The organism is Kitasatospora dryopteridis, assembly GCF_050749075.1.
Lineage (GTDB): Bacteria > Actinomycetota > Actinomycetes > Streptomycetales > Streptomycetaceae > Kitasatospora.
The window spans coordinates 7,207,671-7,225,662 of record NZ_CP192749.1 but is presented as its reverse complement, the minus strand read 5'-3'; the positions used below and the strand labels follow the sequence as shown (position 1 = coordinate 7,225,662).

General features: G+C 73.4%; 21 protein-coding genes. 11 read left to right on the top strand and 10 right to left on the bottom strand.

Annotation, left to right across the window (positions count from 1 at the left end; translation table 11 throughout):
* Nucleotides 1-34 precede the first annotated feature (34 nt).
* Both ACQ614_RS32725 and ACQ614_RS32720 read right to left on the bottom strand, forming a co-directional pair.
* Nucleotides 35-673: an Rv1733c family protein gene (locus ACQ614_RS32725; protein ID WP_431682630.1), complete on the bottom strand. Its 639-nt coding sequence runs from the start codon at nt 671-673 to the stop codon at nt 35-37.
* 48 nt (nt 674-721) lie between these two features.
* A complete protein-coding gene (locus tag ACQ614_RS32720) occupies nt 722-1,246 on the bottom strand; it encodes a flavodoxin domain-containing protein (protein ID WP_431682629.1) in 525 nt (174 codons plus the stop codon).
* Nucleotides 1,247-1,432: 186 nt separating this feature from the next.
* On the opposite strand from ACQ614_RS32720, the gene ACQ614_RS32715 reads away from it, so the two are divergent.
* Both ACQ614_RS32715 and ACQ614_RS32710 read left to right on the top strand, forming a co-directional pair.
* Complete coding sequence (locus ACQ614_RS32715) at nt 1,433-1,975, top strand: flavodoxin domain-containing protein (protein ID WP_431682628.1); 543 nt, start codon at nt 1,433-1,435, stop codon at nt 1,973-1,975.
* Between the two features lie 188 nt (nt 1,976-2,163).
* A complete protein-coding gene (locus ACQ614_RS32710) occupies nt 2,164-2,415 on the top strand; it encodes a DUF1918 domain-containing protein (RefSeq protein WP_431682627.1) in 252 nt (83 codons plus the stop codon).
* 26 nt (nt 2,416-2,441) lie between these two features.
* On the opposite strand, the gene ACQ614_RS32705 is transcribed toward ACQ614_RS32710, so the two are convergent.
* The 4 genes from ACQ614_RS32705 to ACQ614_RS32690 form a co-directional block, all read right to left on the bottom strand.
* Nucleotides 2,442-3,656 (bottom strand): PP2C family protein-serine/threonine phosphatase, encoded by a 1,215-nt coding sequence (locus tag ACQ614_RS32705; RefSeq protein ID WP_431682626.1) that lies wholly within the window; start codon nt 3,654-3,656, stop codon nt 2,442-2,444.
* Entirely contained in the window at nt 3,653-4,084 is a 432-nt protein-coding gene (locus ACQ614_RS32700) for a universal stress protein (protein ID WP_431682624.1), read from the bottom strand. The genes ACQ614_RS32705 and ACQ614_RS32700 overlap by 4 nt, the downstream gene beginning before the upstream one ends.
* A gap of 205 nt (nt 4,085-4,289) precedes the next feature.
* Nucleotides 4,290-5,402 (bottom strand): DnaJ C-terminal domain-containing protein, encoded by a 1,113-nt coding sequence (locus tag ACQ614_RS32695; RefSeq protein WP_431682623.1) that lies wholly within the window; start codon nt 5,400-5,402, stop codon nt 4,290-4,292.
* A gap of 114 nt (nt 5,403-5,516) precedes the next feature.
* Nucleotides 5,517-5,867: a zinc ribbon domain-containing protein YjdM gene (locus tag ACQ614_RS32690; protein WP_431682622.1), complete on the bottom strand. Its 351-nt coding sequence runs from the start codon at nt 5,865-5,867 to the stop codon at nt 5,517-5,519.
* A gap of 297 nt (nt 5,868-6,164) precedes the next feature.
* On the opposite strand from ACQ614_RS32690, the gene ACQ614_RS32685 reads away from it, so the two are divergent.
* From ACQ614_RS32685 to ACQ614_RS32665, 5 genes are all read left to right on the top strand, one after another.
* Nucleotides 6,165-6,533 (top strand): ArsR/SmtB family transcription factor, encoded by a 369-nt coding sequence (locus ACQ614_RS32685; RefSeq protein ID WP_431682620.1) that lies wholly within the window; start codon nt 6,165-6,167, stop codon nt 6,531-6,533.
* A gap of 142 nt (nt 6,534-6,675) precedes the next feature.
* Nucleotides 6,676-6,867, top strand: a complete 192-nt coding sequence (locus ACQ614_RS32680; protein ID WP_431682619.1) for a hypothetical protein — start codon at nt 6,676-6,678, stop codon at nt 6,865-6,867.
* Nucleotides 6,867-7,214 carry an ArsR/SmtB family transcription factor gene (locus ACQ614_RS32675; protein ID WP_431682618.1) on the top strand — a complete coding sequence of 116 codons (348 nt, stop codon included), beginning with the start codon at nt 6,867-6,869 and terminating at the stop codon, nt 7,212-7,214. Before ACQ614_RS32680 ends, ACQ614_RS32675 begins: the two co-directional genes overlap by 1 nt.
* Complete coding sequence (locus tag ACQ614_RS32670) at nt 7,211-8,923, top strand: SulP family inorganic anion transporter (RefSeq protein WP_431682616.1); 1,713 nt, start codon at nt 7,211-7,213, stop codon at nt 8,921-8,923. The genes ACQ614_RS32675 and ACQ614_RS32670 overlap by 4 nt, the downstream gene beginning before the upstream one ends.
* Before the next feature lie 654 nt (nt 8,924-9,577).
* The gene (locus ACQ614_RS32665; protein ID WP_431682615.1) at nt 9,578-9,940 is read left to right on the top strand and encodes a hypothetical protein; all 363 of its coding nucleotides are present in this window, start codon (nt 9,578-9,580) and stop codon (nt 9,938-9,940) included.
* A gap of 76 nt (nt 9,941-10,016) precedes the next feature.
* Here the strand turns inward: ACQ614_RS32665 and ACQ614_RS32660 are convergent, their stop codons facing one another.
* Nucleotides 10,017-10,397 (bottom strand): ArsR/SmtB family transcription factor, encoded by a 381-nt coding sequence (locus ACQ614_RS32660; RefSeq protein WP_431682614.1) that lies wholly within the window; start codon nt 10,395-10,397, stop codon nt 10,017-10,019.
* Between the two features lie 88 nt (nt 10,398-10,485).
* A complete protein-coding gene (locus ACQ614_RS32655; RefSeq protein WP_363498607.1) occupies nt 10,486-10,824 on the bottom strand; it encodes an STAS domain-containing protein in 339 nt (112 codons plus the stop codon).
* A gap of 451 nt (nt 10,825-11,275) precedes the next feature.
* Between ACQ614_RS32655 and ACQ614_RS32650 the strand changes: the two genes are divergently transcribed.
* Together ACQ614_RS32650 and ACQ614_RS32645 are read left to right on the top strand one after the other, a co-directional pair.
* Complete coding sequence (locus ACQ614_RS32650) at nt 11,276-11,776, top strand: pyridoxamine 5'-phosphate oxidase family protein (RefSeq protein ID WP_431682613.1); 501 nt, start codon at nt 11,276-11,278, stop codon at nt 11,774-11,776.
* A gap of 226 nt (nt 11,777-12,002) precedes the next feature.
* A complete protein-coding gene (locus tag ACQ614_RS32645) occupies nt 12,003-12,695 on the top strand; it encodes an ester cyclase (protein ID WP_431682612.1) in 693 nt (230 codons plus the stop codon).
* A gap of 44 nt (nt 12,696-12,739) precedes the next feature.
* Here ACQ614_RS32645 and ACQ614_RS32640 read toward each other — a convergent pair whose 3' ends face one another.
* Nucleotides 12,740-13,540, bottom strand: coding sequence for a universal stress protein (locus ACQ614_RS32640; RefSeq protein WP_431682610.1), 801 nt, complete (start codon nt 13,538-13,540; stop codon nt 12,740-12,742).
* A 35-nt stretch (nt 13,541-13,575) separates the two neighbouring features.
* Nucleotides 13,576-15,960, bottom strand: a complete 2,385-nt coding sequence (locus tag ACQ614_RS32635; RefSeq protein ID WP_431682609.1) for a phosphoketolase family protein — start codon at nt 15,958-15,960, stop codon at nt 13,576-13,578.
* A gap of 227 nt (nt 15,961-16,187) precedes the next feature.
* Between ACQ614_RS32635 and ACQ614_RS32630 the strand changes: the two genes are divergently transcribed.
* Complete coding sequence (locus ACQ614_RS32630; RefSeq protein ID WP_431682608.1) at nt 16,188-17,060, top strand: universal stress protein; 873 nt, start codon at nt 16,188-16,190, stop codon at nt 17,058-17,060.
* 192 nt (nt 17,061-17,252) lie between these two features.
* Nucleotides 17,253-17,954 (top strand): response regulator, encoded by a 702-nt coding sequence (locus tag ACQ614_RS32625; RefSeq protein WP_431682606.1) that lies wholly within the window; start codon nt 17,253-17,255, stop codon nt 17,952-17,954.
* Nucleotides 17,955-17,992 lie beyond the last annotated feature (38 nt).

The following is a 17,992-nucleotide window of genomic DNA, read 5'->3' as shown; positions in this document are numbered from 1 at the left end:
GGTCGAGCCACGCAGCCGGCTTCCGGCGGCCGGTTCAGTTCTCGCCGGTTCCGGGCCGGTCCGTGCGGCCGGACCAGCGCGGTTCGACGAGATCCCAGTCGTCCCCCCACGCGGCCGCCGCCCGGTGGTCGAGGATGCCACGGCGCAGCACGAGGACCACGGCGGAAAGGGTGCCCGCGCCGGCCAGCACGACGAGACCGTAGCCGGCCGCAGACACCGCCATCCGGTCGTCTCGGAGGGGAAGTTCGGCGGGGGCACCGGTGTCGTCGACCCACAGCGGGACTTCCGTCCCCTCCGGCGTGCCGCCGGGCACCTTGACGGTGCCGGTCCTGTCGCCGCCGGCCATGGCCCAGGTGGCCCGGGCCTGCGCCGTGCCGAGTGACTGGCCAGGGGTGTCGACGGCAGCCGCGAGGGTCGTGGCGGTCACCCGGTGACGGTGCTCTGCCGTCCGGCGGGCATCCGCCCGCATGCCGTTCAGCAGCACCTGAGCGGTGACCAGGGCGGCGACGACCGAGAGCACGGCCAGCAGGACGGCACCGACGAGCAGCCGGCTGCGGGCCCGGTCGGTCCTGCGGCAGAGCGGGTTGTGATCCAGGCCGGCAGCCCTGCGGAGATGCCGCCGGAGCAGATGGCCGCCCTCGGACGGGCGGGGCGAGGTGGATGCGGCGGACATGGCACGCCTCCTCGGTCTCCTGCGGCGGGTGCCGCAGGAGACGGGCCGTCAGCTGCCGTTCGGACCACGGTCCTCGTGGGTGTGCAGTTCGGCGCCGATCTGCCGGGCCCAGCGCCGGATGTGCTCGGGGCTGCGGAAGTCGCCGCCCTTGTCGTGCCGGACCATGCTGCGGGCGACGAAGCCCGGTGTCTCGGCGGTCACGCTGCCACCGAACGTGACGTGCCCGCGGGCGTGCAGGTGTTCCAGCTCGTCGGCCACCTGGGCGACCGGCGGGATCTCGCCCTGTTCCGCGGAACTGTCGATCGGCCCGCTGCTGAACAGCCAGACCGGCCGCCGCGCCAGTTCGTCCGCATGGCGGTGGGCGCAGTGGAGCGCATCCCGCTGCCAGCGGTTCATGTAGAGGGCACTGCCGAGGACGACGGCATCGAAGTCCGCCACGGTGGTCACCTCCGCTGCGGGGAGGACCTCGGTCGCGAACCCTTCCTCGTCCAGCACCCGGCCGATTTCCTTGGCGATGCCTGCCGTGGCGCCGTGCTTGCTCCCGTAGGCCACGAGGATTCGCTGCTTCGTCATGGTGTGCCTCCCGCGGAACCGGCCCCTGGAAGGGCCTTGTCCAGGCCTCGCCATCAGCTTCGGCCCTGCGTGGCCGGCGGCGACAGGGCCTCGTGTCCCGTACCGGGGGCCGAACGGTCCCTGCCGGTGAGGGACGCAGGGGCGTGTCATGGAGAGACCGGGGGCAGCGGGAGCAGGAGCGGTGACGTGCAGGTATTTGTCGGTTACGCGAGTGCGCACGGTTCGACACGCCGGATCGCCGAACGGATCGCCCGGCAGCTGCAGTCGAACGGCCACGGGACGGCCGTCCGACCGCTGGTGCGGACGGGCGACGTCACGGACTGCGGCGCTGTCGTACTGGGCAGTGCCGTCCACGACGGCAGGTGGCTGCCCGAGGCCGTCGAGTTCGTCCGGCGGAATGCCGGTGCGCTCGCGGAGCAGCCGGTGTGGCTGTTCAGCGTGAGTCTCGTCGGGGAGCGGAGCAGCGCCTTCCCACCGGTCGTGGCCCGGTGCCTCCGGCGGCTCAAGGCGCGTTCCGCCTCGGAGTTGCCCGCCGCACTGCCGGCCGCGATCGCGCCGGTCGGCCGGCACGACTTCGCGGGTGCGGTGGCACCGGAGCACTGGCCGCCGACCGGCCGGCTGGTCTTCCGGCTGATGGGCGGGCGGTACGGCGAGTACACGGACTGGGGTGAGGTGGACGCATGGGCGGCGGCCGTCGCAGCGGAGCTCGAGGCGACGGCCGGCGGCTGAGCGGCAGCGGCCGGGAACGCGCACCGCGAAGGCCGGCGGACATGTCGCCGCCCTGCACACGGGGAGGCCGTTCGGCCCGGCCGAGGGACCCGCCCGGCCCTGGTGGCACCGCCGGGCCTCTGCTGGTCTGGAGCCCAGGAGGGGCCCGCCCGGAACGCCCGGGGACGGTTCGAGGACGGAGGCCCGCCATGAAGGCCGACATCGGAGACCGGGTCATCGTGAACGCCACCCGGCCCGGCGCCGCACGCCGCGACGGGGAGATCGTGGCGCTGCACCACCCGGACGGCAGCCCGCCCTGGGACGTGCGCTGGTCGGAGACCGGCCGGGTGTCCATGTTCTTCCCCGGCCCCGACACCCGGCTGCACCACTTCGAGCACCACGAGCAGGACCGGACGGCACCGGTCGACCGCGACGGCATCCTCCACACCTTCGCCGACTGAGGGGCGCCTGGCTCCGGCGCGGCCCCTCACAGCCGGACGACCACGAGCACCGTGTCGTCGGTGGCGCCGCCGGGCGGCAGCAGCTCGGCCAGCACGCTGTCAGCCATGGCCTCGGGAGGATCCGCGGGCCGGGCGGCAAGGGCGCGGGCCAGGCGGTCGAGGCCGACGTCGATGTCCTCGCGGCGCCGCTCGATCAGACCGTCGGTGTACAGGACGAGGGTGTCGCCCTCCTCGAAGGGGACGGTGGCCTGCGGGCGCGGGACGTGTTCCGGCCGGGCGCCGAGCGGCGGGTCGGTGGCCCGGTCGAGGAATTCGAAGGTGCCGTCGGAGCGCAGCAGCACCGGCGGCGGGTGGCCGGCGCTGCTGTAGGTGATCGTGCCGAGGGCGTGGTCGACGAAGGCGGTCGCGGCCGTCGTGTTCTCCGCGCCGTCGATGGAGCGCGAGTAGAGGCCGAGCACCTCCAGGGACTGGGCCGGTCCCTCGGTGACCCGCGAGGCGGCGCTGAGGGCGCTGCGGAGCTGGCCCATGACACCGGCCGCGGCGAGCCCGTGTCCGACGACGTCGCCGACGGCGACCGCCGTGCGGTGCCGGGGCAGGGCGACCAGGTCGTACCAGTCGCCGCACACGTTGAGCGTGCCGACGGCAGGCCGGTACCGGACCGCCGCGCGGACCCGGTCGATCGGTGCGGGGGTCGGCAGCATGGCCGCCTGCAGTGCGAGGGCGACCTCGCGCTCGCGGGCGTGGGCCTCGCGCAGGCGCTCGTTCAGCTCCTGGAGTTCGCGGGCCCTGGTGTAGAGCTCGGCCTCGAGGATGCGGGCGCGGTTCCCCTCGGGCAGGCCGTGGGCGTTGATGAGTTCGGTGATCTCCTCGACCCGGTGCACCAGGAGCACCACGTCGCCGTCGGGCCCGAGCACGGGAACGTTGACGGGGCTCCAGTAGCGCTCCTGCCACTCGCCCGGCCGCTCCAGGCTCTCGACGTCGTACCGCTGGAGGGCCATGGTGTCGCGTTCACCGGTCTCGAGGACCCGGCGCAGCGACGCCTCCAGGTTGCGGGCTCCGGTGGCCTCCGGGTCGTTCGGGTTGTCGGGGAAGACGTCGAACAGGTAGCGGCCGAGGAGCTGGTCGTGTGTCCGGCCGGAGAGGTGCAGGAACTCCTCGTTGGCGTCCGCGTACACCAGGTCGGGGGTGAGCACGGCGACCATTCCGGGCAGGGCGCGGAAGACCGCCTGGTAGTCGATCACCTGTCCTTCCCGGGATCCGGGTGGCGAACGGGCCGGACGACGACCACGGGGCACCGGGCGTGGTGGACGCAGTGCTGTCCGATCGATCCCAGCAGCGCCTCGGTGAAGCCGCCGTGGCCGCGGTTGCCGACGACGAGGAGCGAGGCGTCGCGGGAGGCATCGAGGAGAGCGGTGGCGGGGTGGCCCTGGACGACGTGCTGCCGGATCAGGTCCGGGGCTCCGGGCAGGTCCCGGGTGGCCTCGGCCACGGCCTCGTCCAGGCCGCGGCGTGCGGTGTCCTCGAAGTCGAAGCCTCCCAGGAGGGTGGCGGGCATCCCGTAGCCGGCGGGGTAGTCCCACGCGATCAGCGCATCGACCGTGCCGCCGACGAGCCGGGCCTGGCGGACGGCCCAGCGCAGGGCCTCCCCGGCGGCTTCCGAGCCGTCCACTCCCACCACGATCCGAGGCGTCCCGCCTGCTCCGTCGTCCACTGTGCACCTCCGGGCGCGCGCCGTGTTCACGGCCACCATGCGTGAGCCGGGCCGGGCCCGCCATCGGAACTCCGCCGGTGGAGAGGTCGTGTCGACCGGGCGGGCCACCCGGCACGGGCGAGGACCGCCGGCACACGGCAACCACGGTGGCGGACCGCGCAAGTCACCGCGCCTCGCTCTTCGGCCTTCTCCGCCACCACCTGGCCCGGTGAGCCTCCGGGGCTCCTGCTGCCTCGGTGTGGGGCTCTGGCGGCTCGTCACCGGCGTGCGCCGGGGGTTGACCGGCGCCGGCCTTCCCGCGCGGGGTGTGGAGTTCGGCCAGCCTCCGATAGAGGTCCCGTTCCTCCTCGCCGGGGCGGTCGGGGATCTTGACGGTCACCGATACGCGCAGGTCGCCGCGGGTCCCGCCGCCGGGTCGGGGCAGGCCCCTGCCCGGAACGTCGAGCACGGCCCCGGGCTGGGTGCCCGCGGGAACGGCCAGCGGGACGTCACCGTCCAGTGTCGGAACCGTCCGGCTCGTGCCGAGGACGGCGTCGTGGACCGGGATCTCGAGTCCGCACCACAGGTCGGCGCCCTGCCGGGTGAAGCGGGGATCAGGAGCGGTCCGGACCACGACGAACACATCGCCGCTCGCCCCGCGCCCGTCCCGCGGCGGCATGCCCTTGCCGGGAAGCCGGAACACCGTCCCCTCGCCGATGCCGGGCGGAATCCCGAAGGTGACCGGCTCGCCCAGGACGACCCGCCCGGAGCCCGCGCAGGCCGCACAGGGCTCGTGGACCACGGTGCTCCGTCCGCCGCAGACGGGGCAGGCAGCGGGGCGGCGGACGGTCACGGTCTCGGTGGACCCGGTCAGAACGGCCGAGAGCGGCACGGTGAGACCGAGTTCGACATCGGCGCCGCGCTCCGGCGACCACGTGGCCCAGCCACCGAAGGGGCTGCCGAACATGCCGCCGGGCCGTCCCTGTCCGAAGGACGCTCCGCCGGTCCTGCCGAACACCTCGCCGAGATCGAGTCCGGCCAGCAGGTCCTCCACGGAGATCCCGCCGGGCGGGGTGGCGGCGCCGCGGTGGTCGTAGTCGGCGCGCCTGTCCGGGTCGGACAGCACCGCATAGGCCTCCGCGACCTCCTTGAACCGCTCCTGGGCGTCGGAGCGCGTACTGAGGTCGGGGTGGTACTTGCGCGCGAGGTCGTGGAAGGCCCGCTTCACCGTCTCCCGGTCGGCGTCGTGCGGCACCCCGAGGATGTCGTAGTAGTCCCTGCTGCCGGTCGTCGCCATGCGTCCAGCGTCGCCCGTCCGCGCTGCGGTCACGAGGGGCCGGTCGGCCCGTACCGTGCGGCGACCGGCCCCGCCGCACGCCCGTCCGGGGCCACCGGCGCCGGGTGCGGAGTGTCAGGCCTTCTTGACCACGCTCGACTTGAGCTGCATGGCGCCGAAGCCTTCGATCCGGCAGTCGATGTCGTGGCCGTCCACCCCGTCGACCAGGCGGATGTTGCGGACCTTGGTGCCCGCCTTGATGCCCGACGCGCTGCCCTTGACCTTGAGGGCCTTGACGACCGTCACGGTGTCGCCGTCGCTCAGCACGTTGCCGACCGAGTCCTTGATCACCCGCTCGCCGCGGGCCTCCGTGCCGCTCTCGGCGGGAGCCCACTCGTGGCCGCACTCGGGGCAGACCATCAGTGCGTCCATCTCGTAGGTGTACTCGCCGGAGCACTTCGGGCACGGGGGCAGGTTCTCGCTCATGAACGCGGTGTTCTCCGTCTGTCGCATACCTCGGGAAGGGCCCTGGGCCCGCAACACCCTCGGCACGGCGAGCCCGCTCCGGCGGCACCGCCGGGGCCCGGTGCGCAAGTTTAGCAGTTGCGAATCTTTGCAAATCTTCGTGCGGCGGCGCTCGACCCGTCCGACCGGTACGGTTCCGGGAACGGCCGCCACGCCGGGGCCGGACCGGCCACTCCGGACGCCCGACGTCGGCCTCGGCGCCCGCGGCATTGCTACAGTCGAACCAGACCCTCGACCCTCGACACGGACGGTGACCCCATGCCTGCCGGTAACACGCGGCAACCTTCCGTCACCACCGTGCCGCTGTACCAGATCAAGGCAGAGTTCTTCAAAACCCTCGGCCACCCCGTGCGCATCCGCGTCCTCGAACTCCTCAGCCAGCGCGAGCACGCCGTCGCCGAACTGCTCACCGACGTCGGCGTCGAGGCCTCCAACCTCTCCCAGCAGCTCGCCGTCCTGCGCCGCGCCGGCGTGGTCACCTCCCGCCGCGACGGCGCCGCGGTGATCTACCGGATCACCAGCCCCGAGGTCGCCCAGCTCCTCGCCGTCGCCCGCTCCATCCTCACCGACGTCATCACCGACAGGGCGGAACTCCTCGGCGACCTCCGCCCGGGTCCCACCGACTGACGCCGCAGAGCCCCTGACCCCCGCCGTCGGGGGCGGGCATCGCAGCAGCAACGACTTGAAGAATTCTTCATGTTCGAACATGCTGCATCCTTGTACTGAGAGGTCGCGCGAGGCGGGACCCGAGGGCGGAAGGACAGCGGCGATGAGCGGCGCGTTCGACACGGAACTGCGCGAGCAGCTGGACGAGGCCCGCCGGTCGCGGGCACAGGCGCGGGATGCCGGCGACGACGACAGGGCCCAGGCGTACGCGGGGCGGATCACGCAGTTGCTGCGGATCGCGGCCCACCATGGTGTGGCGCTGGACCGTGCGGCTGACGAGGAGGAGCAGGACTGATGGCCGTTCCGCTGTACCAGGCCAAGGCGGAGTTCTTCCGAACGCTGGGGCATCCGGTGCGCATCCGGGTGCTGGAGCTGCTCCAGGAGGGGCCGCGTCCGGTGCGCGAGCTGCTGGCGGCGATCGAGGTCGAGCCCTCGAACCTCTCGCAGCAGCTGGCGGTGCTGCGCCGCACCCAGCTGGTGTCGGCCACACGGGACGGCAACACCGTCGTGTACGCGCTGAGCACGCCGGACGTGGCGGAGCTGCTGCAGGCGGCGCGCCGGATCCTCTCCACGATGATCACCGACCAGTCGGATCTGCTGGCCGAGCTCGGCGGGCACGGGTCGCGGGAGGCGGGCGCATGAGCGACATCGTCGCGGTGTCCGCGCGCCGCCTGGGCGGCCGGCTCCGCGCGGTGCTGCCGGACCGTGCGGTGTGGGCGACGATGCGGCGCTCGCCGCGCAAGGACCTGCTCGCCGGGGTGACGGTGGCGATCGTCGCGCTGCCGCTCGCGCTGGGCTTCGGTGTCGCCTCCGGCGCCGGAGCGCAGGCGGGTCTGGCCACCGCGGTGGTCGCCGGCGCGCTCGCGGCGCTGTTCGGCGGCTCCAACCTGCAGGTCAGCGGCCCGACCGGGGCGATGACCGTGGTCCTGGTGCCGATCGTCCACCGCTACGGCGCCGACGGCGTGCTGACGGTGGGTCTGCTCGCCGGGGTGCTGCTGGTGGCGACGGCGCTCGGCGGCGCCGGGCGTTTCATGGCGTTCGTCCCGGCGCCGGTGGTGGAGGGCTTCACCCTCGGCATCGCCGCGGTGATCGGCCTCCAGCAGGTGCCCGCGGCCCTCGGCGTGGCGCCCTCGGGCGCGGAGAACGTCGCCGTCGCCGCATGGGACGCGCTGACCGGCTTCGTCGCCGACCCGCACCTCGCACCACTCGCACTGGCCGCGGGCGTGGCGATGGTGATGCTGGTCGGCGCCCGGCTGCGGCCGGGTGTCCCGTTCTCCCTGCTCGCCGTGGTCGCGGCGACGCTCCTCGCCTCCGGCGCCGATCTGGACGTGGCGACGATCGGGCACCTGCCCTCCGGGCTGCCCGCCCCGTCGCTGGGGTTCTTCCACCTCTCCGACGTGCCGCAGCTGGCGACGGCGGCGGTCGCAGTGGCGGCCCTCGCCGCGCTGGAGTCGCTGATGTCCGCCACCGCCGCCGATGCGATGAGCGTCTCGGAGCGGCACGACAGCGACCGGGAACTGTTCGGGCAGGGCCTGGCCAACCTGGCCGCGCCGCTGTTCGGCGGCGTCGCCGCCACCGGTGCGATCGCCCGCACCGCCGTCAACGTCCGCTCCGGTGCCGCCTCCCGGCTGGCCGCGCTCGTCCACGCAGCCGTCCTCGCCGCGGTGGTCTTCGCCGCCGCCCCGCTCGTGGAGGGCATCCCGCTCGCGGCCCTGGCCGGCGTGCTGATCGCCACCGCGGTGCGCATGGTCGAGGTCGCCTCCCTGCGGGCGCTGGCCCGTGCCGGACGCGGCGAGGCCGCGATCCTCGCACTGACCGCGGCCGCAACCCTCGCCTTCGACCTGGTGACCGCCGTCATCGTCGGCCTGCTGGTGGCCGGCGCGCTGGCGCTGCGGCAGGTCGCCCGCTCCGCGGCCCTCACCCGGGTGCCACTGCACGACGGCCTGCCGGCCGCCGACCACCATGCCGAGGAGCAGGCCCTCCTGGCCGAGCACATCGTCGCCTACCGCATCGACGGGCCGCTGTTCTTCGCCGCCGCCCACCGCTTCCTCCTCGAACTCGCCGAGACCGGCGACGTGAAGGCGGTCGTCCTGCGCCTGTCGCGGATCACCGCGATCGACGCCACCGGCGCGCTCGTCCTCGGGGACGCCATCGACAAACTGGAGCGGCGGGGCATCCTCGTCCTGGTCTCCGGCGTCCGCGAGGACCACCTCAAGACCCTGGACGCGCTCGGCGTGCTCGACCGCCTGCACACCGAGCACCGCGTCTTCGCCGCGACGCCCGAAGCCATCGCGTACGCCCGCAACCACTTGCCGGGCGTCCTGGCCGACACCACCGGCGGAGGGCGCTGACACTTCCCGCACTGCTCGCGGCCGGGATCCGTTTCGCGTGCAGGTGCCGGTGGACGACTCCGGCGCTCCCGCCCGCGAGGTCGATGTCGTTCCGGCCGACGAGGCCCACGGCCCGGCTGCCGTCCGGCCGGGCGACGTCTCCTACCGCCCCGTCCCCACGGTGTTCGGTGCGCGGCTCGCTGCAGACCCCGTTCCGGGCCCCGCCGCGCCCCCGCCGCCGGGTGGCACGTCCGGCGGGTGTGCCGCGCTGCCCCGCTGGCACGACCGGCACAGGACGTAGGTCCTGCCGTCGGGCGTGGACACGGTCCCCCACCCGCTGCAGATCTGGCAGGACCGTGCGCTCTCGAGGTCGACCGCGGGATGCGGACCGTCGACAGTGCTCATGGGTTGCTTCCTCGCGTTGCCCGAGGGTGTCCGCGTCGGCGCCAGGGATCGTCGACGCGCTGCGCCACCGGCTCCAGGATCTAACAACATGAAGAATTCATCAACTCAACATGTCATGCATTGCAGTCGAGTCGGCCCGCTTCCGGCAGAAGCCGATCGCTTGCGGTCATATCGGCGAGCCGTGCCGTTCGCTTTCCTAGGATCGCCCGACAGAAGTGGACATCAGCGCGCCGGGACACGACCCTGCGCCACGAACGGCTGGAGGAGAACTTGGCCGGGATCGAGACCTCGCTCAAGGATGCGATGACCATCGACGGCGCGCTCGGGGCCGCCCTGGGGGACTACACCAGCGGCATGGCGCTGGGCACTGCGGGGCCGGCCGAAACCCTGTCCGTCGCGGCCGCCGCCACCACCGACATCCTGCGCGCCGAGATGCGCGCCCTGGACATGGCGGGCCAGGGCGACCAGAAGCTGGAGGACATCCTGATCAGCCTGACCGGCCAGTACCACCTGATCCGGCCGCTCACGCGGCACCCCGGGCTGTTCCTCTACCTGATGCTCGACCGCAGCCGGTCCAACCTCGCCATGGCCCGCCACCACGCCCGCCGCATCGAGGCCGGCCTCGAGGTATGACCCGGACGCGGCGCAGCGATCGAGCAGCAGCCCCTCGCCGGGTTCTCGGTGCCCCGACCTGCCCGTGTCCGGACCGTCAGCCGCGGGAGGGGTCGGCCGCGGGGGTGAGCAGGCCCTCGAGGAGTTCGGCCTGGTTGGTGATGACGCCGCCGAGGATGGACCGGGCGACGCGCAGGAGGTCGGTGACCTCGGGGCTGGTGAGGCTGTAGACGACGGTGGCGCCCTCGCGCCGGACGGCCACCAGGCTGCCGCGGCGCAGGACCGCCAGCTGCTGGGACAGGTGGGCCGGCTCGACGCCGACCTCGGGGAGGATCTCCGAGACGGCGTGGTCGCGTTCGCCGAGCAGTTCGAGGACGCGGATGCGCACCGGGTGGGCGAGCGCCCTGAAGAACTCCGCCTTCACCTGGTACAGCGGCACGCTGACCACCGGTGGCGGGGGCGGGGTATCGGCGTTCACGTCGTCACCGTCTCGATCGGGCCGCCGGGGCGGGGCATCATCGACTGTCGACCTTAGCAACCGCGCACACCGGGGCTGTGGCAGCGATTCAGCGCACGCCCAGCACCACCAGGGCCACGTCGAGGTCGGCGCAGAGCCGGAGCACCGACAGGGCCGAACTGCTCCTCAGCAGGTCCGCCTTCCGCTGTCCGACACCGCAGACCGCGAGTGGGCCGCGGTCGTGCAGGCGGCCGGCGGCGGCCACGATCGCGGCCTCGCCCTCGGCGCCCCAGCCCGTCAGGGCGGACACGTCGACGACGATCGGGCCGGGGCAGCGCGCCACGGCCCAGTCGAACGCGCCCTGGAAGCGGTGCGTGGCACGCGCTCCCAGGAAGCCGGAGAGCCGCAGGACTCCGGCTCCGTCCACCGTCACCAGTTCCCACTGCATGCTCACCGCCGCCCCTGAGCACCACACCCGGGGCGGCGGTGAGTGCGCACAGACCCCCCGCGACCGGCAGGGCCGGACAGGAGGAGAGAACGCCCGGACCGCGGGCACCGCTCGCCCGGCGCCGGGCGGCACACGACACCCGGCGCCGTATTCGGAGCAAGCGGCGCCGTCCGGCGACGGTCCGACGAGATACGCATTCTCTCCTCCTGCCCTCGCACGCAGTTGCCAACATTAGCAACTGCTAAGGTCATCATGTGACAGCCACCGGAAGCGGCTGCCACCGCCTCGCCGCCCCGGTCACACCGACGCCGGGGCGGCGAGGCCGTGACCTGCCCGGAATCCGGCCCCGCGACTGCCACGCCCGCCCGGATGGGGCCGATCGGCCCTTGCAACGGCCCGGCGACGGAGGGAACGTGATCTCCATACGACTCGGAGCGATCGCGAACACCTCATGAATGACGAAGCCGCACAGCGGCACCCCAGGGACCACCGGACCCGGCCACCGCTCGGCGCACGGCGGATGGCGGCGCTCGGGCGCAGTGAGTGCCTGAAGCTGCTGGCCGCCGTTCCGCTCGGCAGGGTGGTCTTCACCAAGGACGCCCTGCCGGCCATCCGGCCGGTCAACCACGTCGTCGCCGACGACGCGATCATCATCCGCACCCACGAGGGTGCCGCCCTGACCACCGCCACCGCGGGCGCCGACGGGTCCGGCACCGTCGTCGCCTACGAGGCCGATGCCATCGACCCCGACACCCACCTCGGGTGGAGCGTCGTCATCACCGGCTACGCCCGGCCCGTCACCGACCCGGACGACCTCGTCCGCTACGAGCAGCTGCTGCAGCCCTGGGTGGACGCGCCGATGACCCGCACCGTCCGCATCGACCCCGAACTCGTCACCGGGTTCCGCCTCACCGAACAGCTCCCGGCACCCGGCACGGCAGCACAGGGATGACGCCCGCCTCCGCTACGGATCGCCGGTGGTCGGCGGGGGCTGCGGCGGCGGGTTCCGGACGAATGCGTCCAGGTCGTAGTGCTCGGGCCTCGGTACGAAGCGGTCACGCCGGACGCCTGGACGACCGGCTCCGCACCGAAGCGCGGCCCGGCACCGGCAGGAGCAGAGTGGAGTCAGCACGGTCGGCGGACAGGCATTCAAGGGGGCGTGGATCGGGAGGTTCACGATGACCTTCGTACAGATCGTCGAGTGCCGCACGGAGCGGCCGGACGAGCTCAACCAGCTGATGGACACCTGGATCGCGCAGACCGAGGGCAAGCGCACCGCCACCCACACCATGGTCGGGTCGGACCGGGAGGACGCCCAGCACATCGTGGAGATCGTCGAGTTTCCCTCGTACGAGGCGGCGATGCGCAACTCCGGACTGCCGGAGACCGACCGGATCTTCCGGGAGATGGTGGCCCTCTGCCAGGAGCCGCCCACCTTCACCAACCTGGACCTCGTCCGCGACGAGCAGCTCCTCAAGGACGCGGCCCGTCGACTGCTGATGGAACCCGCGGCCGGGGACATGTCCGCCATCGACGAGCTCGTCGCACCAAACTACCGGGACCACGATCCGTCGATGGACGCCGACACGGTCGGCCCGGCGGCCGTCAAGGAGATGATCGAGGGCTACCGCCGCGCGTTCGACTTCACCTTCGACATCCAGAGCCAGATCGCCGAGGGGGACCAGGTCGTCACCCGCTGGATGTGGCGCGGCACCCACATCGGCGAGTACATGGGCATGCCGGCCAGCAACAAGACCGTCGAGGCCGCCGGCATGACGATCTGGCGGTTCGAGGACGGCAAGGCCGTGGAAGGCTGGTGGAGCTGGGACGCCGTCGCCATGATGCGCCAGATGGGCATGCTTCCCGGCTGACCGGGACCACAACACCTGCGAGGTCCCGGGGTGCAGGGCCGTGTTCACGCCTCCGGCACGACGGCGACGGGGCAGGCGGCGTGGTGCAGGACGGCGTGGACCACGGGGCCGAGCATGACCACCGGGCCGACCGGCCGGCGCCCCAGCACCAGCAACCGCGCCTTGGCGGACGCGTCCACCAACACCCGGCCAGGGCCGGCGTGCTCGACGTCCTCGTGGACCTCGACGTCGGGACGGGCCGCCTTCCAGGGCTCCAGCGCGGCGCTCAGCAGCGCGGCCTCACCCCGGCGGAGCCCCGGCGGCACGGGCCCGGCGTGGACGGCCCGCAGCGGCAGGCCGTAGCGGTGTGCGGCCGCGAAGGCGAAGCCGAGGGCCGCCTCGGCGGGACGGCGGGCGTCCACGCCCACCACCACCTCCTCGCGCGGGGGCCCTCCCGGCGGTTCCGCCGGGAGCACCACCGTCGGGCAGCCCGTCCGGGCGGCGAGGTACAGGGCGGTCGAGCCGACGCGCAGCTCCGGGAAGCCGTCTCCCCCGCGTGCTCCGAGCACCAGCAGGTCGGCGTCCTCGCCTGCGGCGAGCAGTGCCGCGGGCGCCACGTCGTGGGCCTCCTCGGTCCGCATCCGCAGGCCCGGCCAACGCACCGCCAGGATGTGCTCCACCTCGTGGAGGAGGTCGCCGCCGGGCCGGCCGGCCGCGGTCCGGGAGGGGAGCAGGTGGGGCATCAGCGGCAGGGCGTGCAGGACGCGGAGCGGGCGGTCCCGCAGCAGCGCCTCGCGAGCGGCCCAGTCGGCGGCCGCCAGACTGGCTTCGGAACCGTCGACGCCGACGGTGACCGGTAGTTCCATGGTGATTGTCTCCTCTCGGCCCCCCTCGGTTGCGGTCAGCCGCTCCAGGTCCAGTCGGCGACCTCGGGCAGGTCGGTGCCGTGCTCGCGGATCCAGGCGTGGTGGCGGGTGCGCCGGTCGGCCATCTCCTGGCGGACGGCGGCGGCGCGGACGGCGAGGCCGGGCACCCGGTCGATGACGTCCATGACGAGGCGGAACCGGTCGATGTCGTTGCGCACCACCATGTCGAACGGCGTGGTGGTGGTGCCGGACTCCTTGTAGCCGCGCACGTGCAGGTGGGGGTGGACGGCCCGGCGGTAGGCCAGGCGGTGGATCAGCCAGGGGTAGCCGTGGTAGGCGAATACCACCGGCCGATCGCGGGTGAACACTGCGTCGAACTCCGTCTCCGGCATGCCGTGCGGGTGCTCCTCCGCCGGCATCAGCCGGGCCACGTCGACCACGTTCACCACCCGCACGACCAGGTCGGGCAGGTGACGGCGCAGCAGTTCGGCCGCGGCCAGGACCTCCTGGGTGGGAACGTCCCCGGCGCACGCGAGCACGACGTCCGGCTCGCCACCGCCGTCGTCGGTGCCGGCCCACCCCCAGATGCCGGCGCCGCGGGCGCAGTGCGCACGGGCCTCGTCCGGTCCGAGCCAGTCGAAGCAGGGCTGCTTCCCTGCGACGACCACGTTGACGCAGTCGCGGCTGCGCAGGACGTGGTCGGCGACCGCGAGCAGGGTGTTGGCGTCCGGCGGGAAGTAGACGCGCACGGCCTCGGGGCTCTTGTTGAGGACGTGGTCGACGAAGCCGGGGTCCTGGTGCGAGAAGCCGTTGTGGTCCTGGCGCCAGACGTGCGAGGTGAGCAGGTAGTTGAGCGAGGCGACGGGGGCGCGCCAGGGCAGTGCGCGGGTGGTGCGCAGCCACTTGATGTGCTGGCCGACCATCGAGTCGACGATGTGGGCGAACGCCTCGTAGCAGGAGAACAGGCCGTGGCGGCCGGTGAGCAGGTAGCCCTCCAGCCAGCCCTGGCAGGTGTGTTCGGAGAGGATCTCCATCACCCGGCCGTCGCGGGCGAGGTGCTCGTCGACGGGCAGGATCTCGGCCTGCCAGGCCTTGCCGGTGGCGGTGTAGACGTCCTGGAGCCGGTTGGAGGCGGTCTCGTCCGGGCCGACCAGCCGGAAGTCCCGGCGGTCGGCGGTCGCGGCCATCACCTCGGCGAGCAGGCCGCCCAGCACCCGGGTCGGTTCGTGCCTGGTCGTGCCGGGCTTGTCCACCGGTACCGCGTAGCGGTCCGGGTGCGGCAGCGGCAGGTCGCGCAGCAGCAGGCCGCCGTTGGCGTGCGGGTTGGCACCGAGCCGGCGCGTGCCGTCGGGTACGGACGCCAGGACCTCGGCCGTGGGCCTGCCGAGCTCGTCGAAGAGCTCCTGCGGACGGTAGGAGCGCAGCCACGCCTCCAGTTGGGCGAGGTGCTGCGGGTTCTCGCGGACCCGGTCGAGCGGGACCTGGTGGGCGCGCCAGGTGCCCTCCACCGGCAGGCCGTCGACCTCGGCGGGGCCGGTCCAGCCCTTGGGTGTGCGCAGCACGATCACCGGCCAGTGCGGTCGCCGGGTGGAGCCGTCGGTGCGGGCCTCGTACTGGATCGCGGCGATCCGGTCGAGGGCGGTGTCCACGGCCTCGGCCATCGCCCGGTGGACGGCCGTCGGGTCGTCCCCGGTGACGTACAGCGGGAGGTGGCCGTAGCCGCGCAGGAGGGCGTCCAGTTCGCCCTCGGGCAGCCGGGACAGCACCGTCGGGTTGGCGATCTTGTAGCCGTTGAGGTGCAGGATCGGCAGCACGGCTCCGTCGTGCACCGGGTCGAGGTACTTGTTGCCGTGCCAGGAGGCGGCCAGCGGGCCGGTCTCCGCCTCCCCGTCGCCGATCACGCAGGCGACCAGCAGTGCGGGGTTGTCGAAGGCCGCACCGTAGGCGTGCGACAGTGCGTATCCCAGTTCGCCGCCCTCGTGGATCGAGCCGGGCGTCTCCGGCGCGACATGGCTCGGTGCGCCGCCGGGGAAGGAGAATTGGCGGAAGAGCCGCGCCATCCCCGCCTCGTCGCGGGTCACGTCCGGGTACGTCTCCGAGTAGCTGCCCTCCAGCCAGCAGTTCGCCAGCACGGCCGGGCCGCCGTGCCCGGGCCCCCACACGCAGATCGCGTCCAGGTCGCGGGACTTCACCGCCCGGTTGAGGTGGGTGTGCACCAGGTTCAGTCCGGGCGAGGTGCCCCAGTGCCCCAGCAGGCGCGGCTTGACGTGCTCGGGGCGCAGCGGCTCGCGCAGCAGCGGGTTGGCCATCAGGTAGATCTGGCCCACCGCCAGGTAGTTCGCGGCCCGCCAGTGGGCGTCGAGCGCGCTCAGCTCCCGCTCCGTCAACGTACCGGTCATCGGCTCCGGGGTAGCGGACATGTCTGCGGTCTCCTCCGCATCGGCGTCGGCGGCCGCCGGCGGCGGGCCCGCATCCATCGTCACCCTGTGCGGCCGTCCGGACACAGGGCCGGTGGGGGCACAATCCCCGGCCCCGGGGAGGGACCTGTGGCCCCGGGGAGGGGACTTCAGGGCCCTGCCCGGCCGATCCCGGGTGCCGGAGGCTGGGCAGCGCCATCTCCAGTCACCCTCCCCAGGAGAAGAACCCGATGCCCGCACACGTTCTCGCCGGAATCGACGGCTCGCCCGAAAGCACCGCGGCCGCCCGCTGGGCTGCCGACGAGGCCGACCGCCGCGGGCTGCCGCTCCGGCTGGTCCACGCCCGGACATGGCTGGACGACATCCACGCCGACCCCACCCTGCCCCGGGACGTACGCGCCCTGGCCGCCCGCATGCTCTCCGATGCGGAGGCAGTGGTCCGCGGCACCCGCCCGGACGTGGCCGTCCACACCGAACTGATCGGCGGCGGCGATCCGGTCGACGTCCTGGTCGAGGCCGCCGGGCAGGCGGACGTGCTCGTCCTCGGCTCCCGCGGGATCGGCGGCTTCGAGGGACTGCTGGTCGGCTCCGTCGGCCTCGCCGTCGCCGGCCGCTGCGACGTTCCCCTCGTGCTGGTCCGCGCCGGCGAATCGGAGCGCTCCGCCGGGCACGACGGGGCCGAGGTGGTCCTCGGCGTCGACACCCGCGACCCGGCCGCCGACGTGATCGACTTCGCCTTCCGCGAGGCCGCCCGCCGCGGCACGGTGCTCCGTGCCGTCCACGGCTGGAGCCCCCCGCCGGTCTGGGGCTACGCGGGCTGGGTGCCGCCGCAGGCGGAGGCGGAGCAGTTCCGGGCCCTCGAGGCCGAACTGCTCGGCGACGCGCTCGCCGGCTGGCGGGAGAAGTACCCCGAGGTCACCGTGGTCGAGCACTGCCGGACGGGCAGCGGTTCGTCGGCCGTGGTGGACCTCTCCGCCGGCGCCGCCCTCGTGGTGATCGGCCGCCGGCGCCGTCCCCACCACATCGGCATGCGGCTCGGACCGGTCGCCCACGCGGTGCTCCACCACGCGCAGGCACCGGTGGTCCTCGTCCCGCACGACTGAGCGTCCCGGCACGTCCGCCGGCGGCGGCCCGCCCACCGACCGGCACTCCGTACCCGACCGGCCGTCACGCCCTGTCCGCCGCTGGGACAATAGGGCACTGCTGTCCTATTGTCCCAGCTGGAGCACACGGCAGACTGCTGACGGTTTTGCCCGCCCCCGGCACGGAGGCGGGTCGAGAAGTACGGAGAAATGATGGCGGACGGCGCAGCGGCCCGGGCGGTCGAACCGATCAAGGTGTTCCTGCTGGACGACCACGAGGTCGTACGGCGGGGTGTTCACGACCTGCTGGACGCCGAACCCGACCTGACCGTGGTCGGCGAGGCCGCCACGGTCGACCAGGCCCTCGCCCGTGTCCCGGCGCTGCGCCCGGACGTGGCGATCCTGGACATGCGGCTGCCCGACGGCGACGGAGTGACGGTCTGCCGCGAGCTCCGCTCGCGGATGCCGGAGCTGGCCTGCCTCATCCTGACCTCGTTCGACGACGAGGACGCGCTGCTCGACTCGATCATGGCCGGCGCGGCCGGGTACGTGCTGAAGCAGATCAGCGGCACCGACCTGGTCTCCGCGGTGCGCACGGTCGCCTCCGGGCAGTCGATGCTCGACCCGGGCGCCGCCACCCGTCTGATGGCCCGGCTGCGCGGTGACAGCGCTGCCGCGCAGCCGTCCGACCTCATGCAGCTCACCGACCGGGAGCGGGAGATCCTCGCGCTGATCGGCGAGGGCCTGACCAACCGCGAGATCGGAGGGCGGCTCTTCCTGGCCGAGAAGACCGTCAAGAACCACATCTCCCGGCTGCTGGCCAAACTCGGCGTCGAACGCCGCGTCCAGGCCGCCGTCATCGCCACCCAGGCCATGTCCGCCGAGAACCACACGCCCGGCCGGGCCGTCCGCTGAGTCCCGGCGCCCGACCGGGCGGCCGCAGCGCAGGTGCG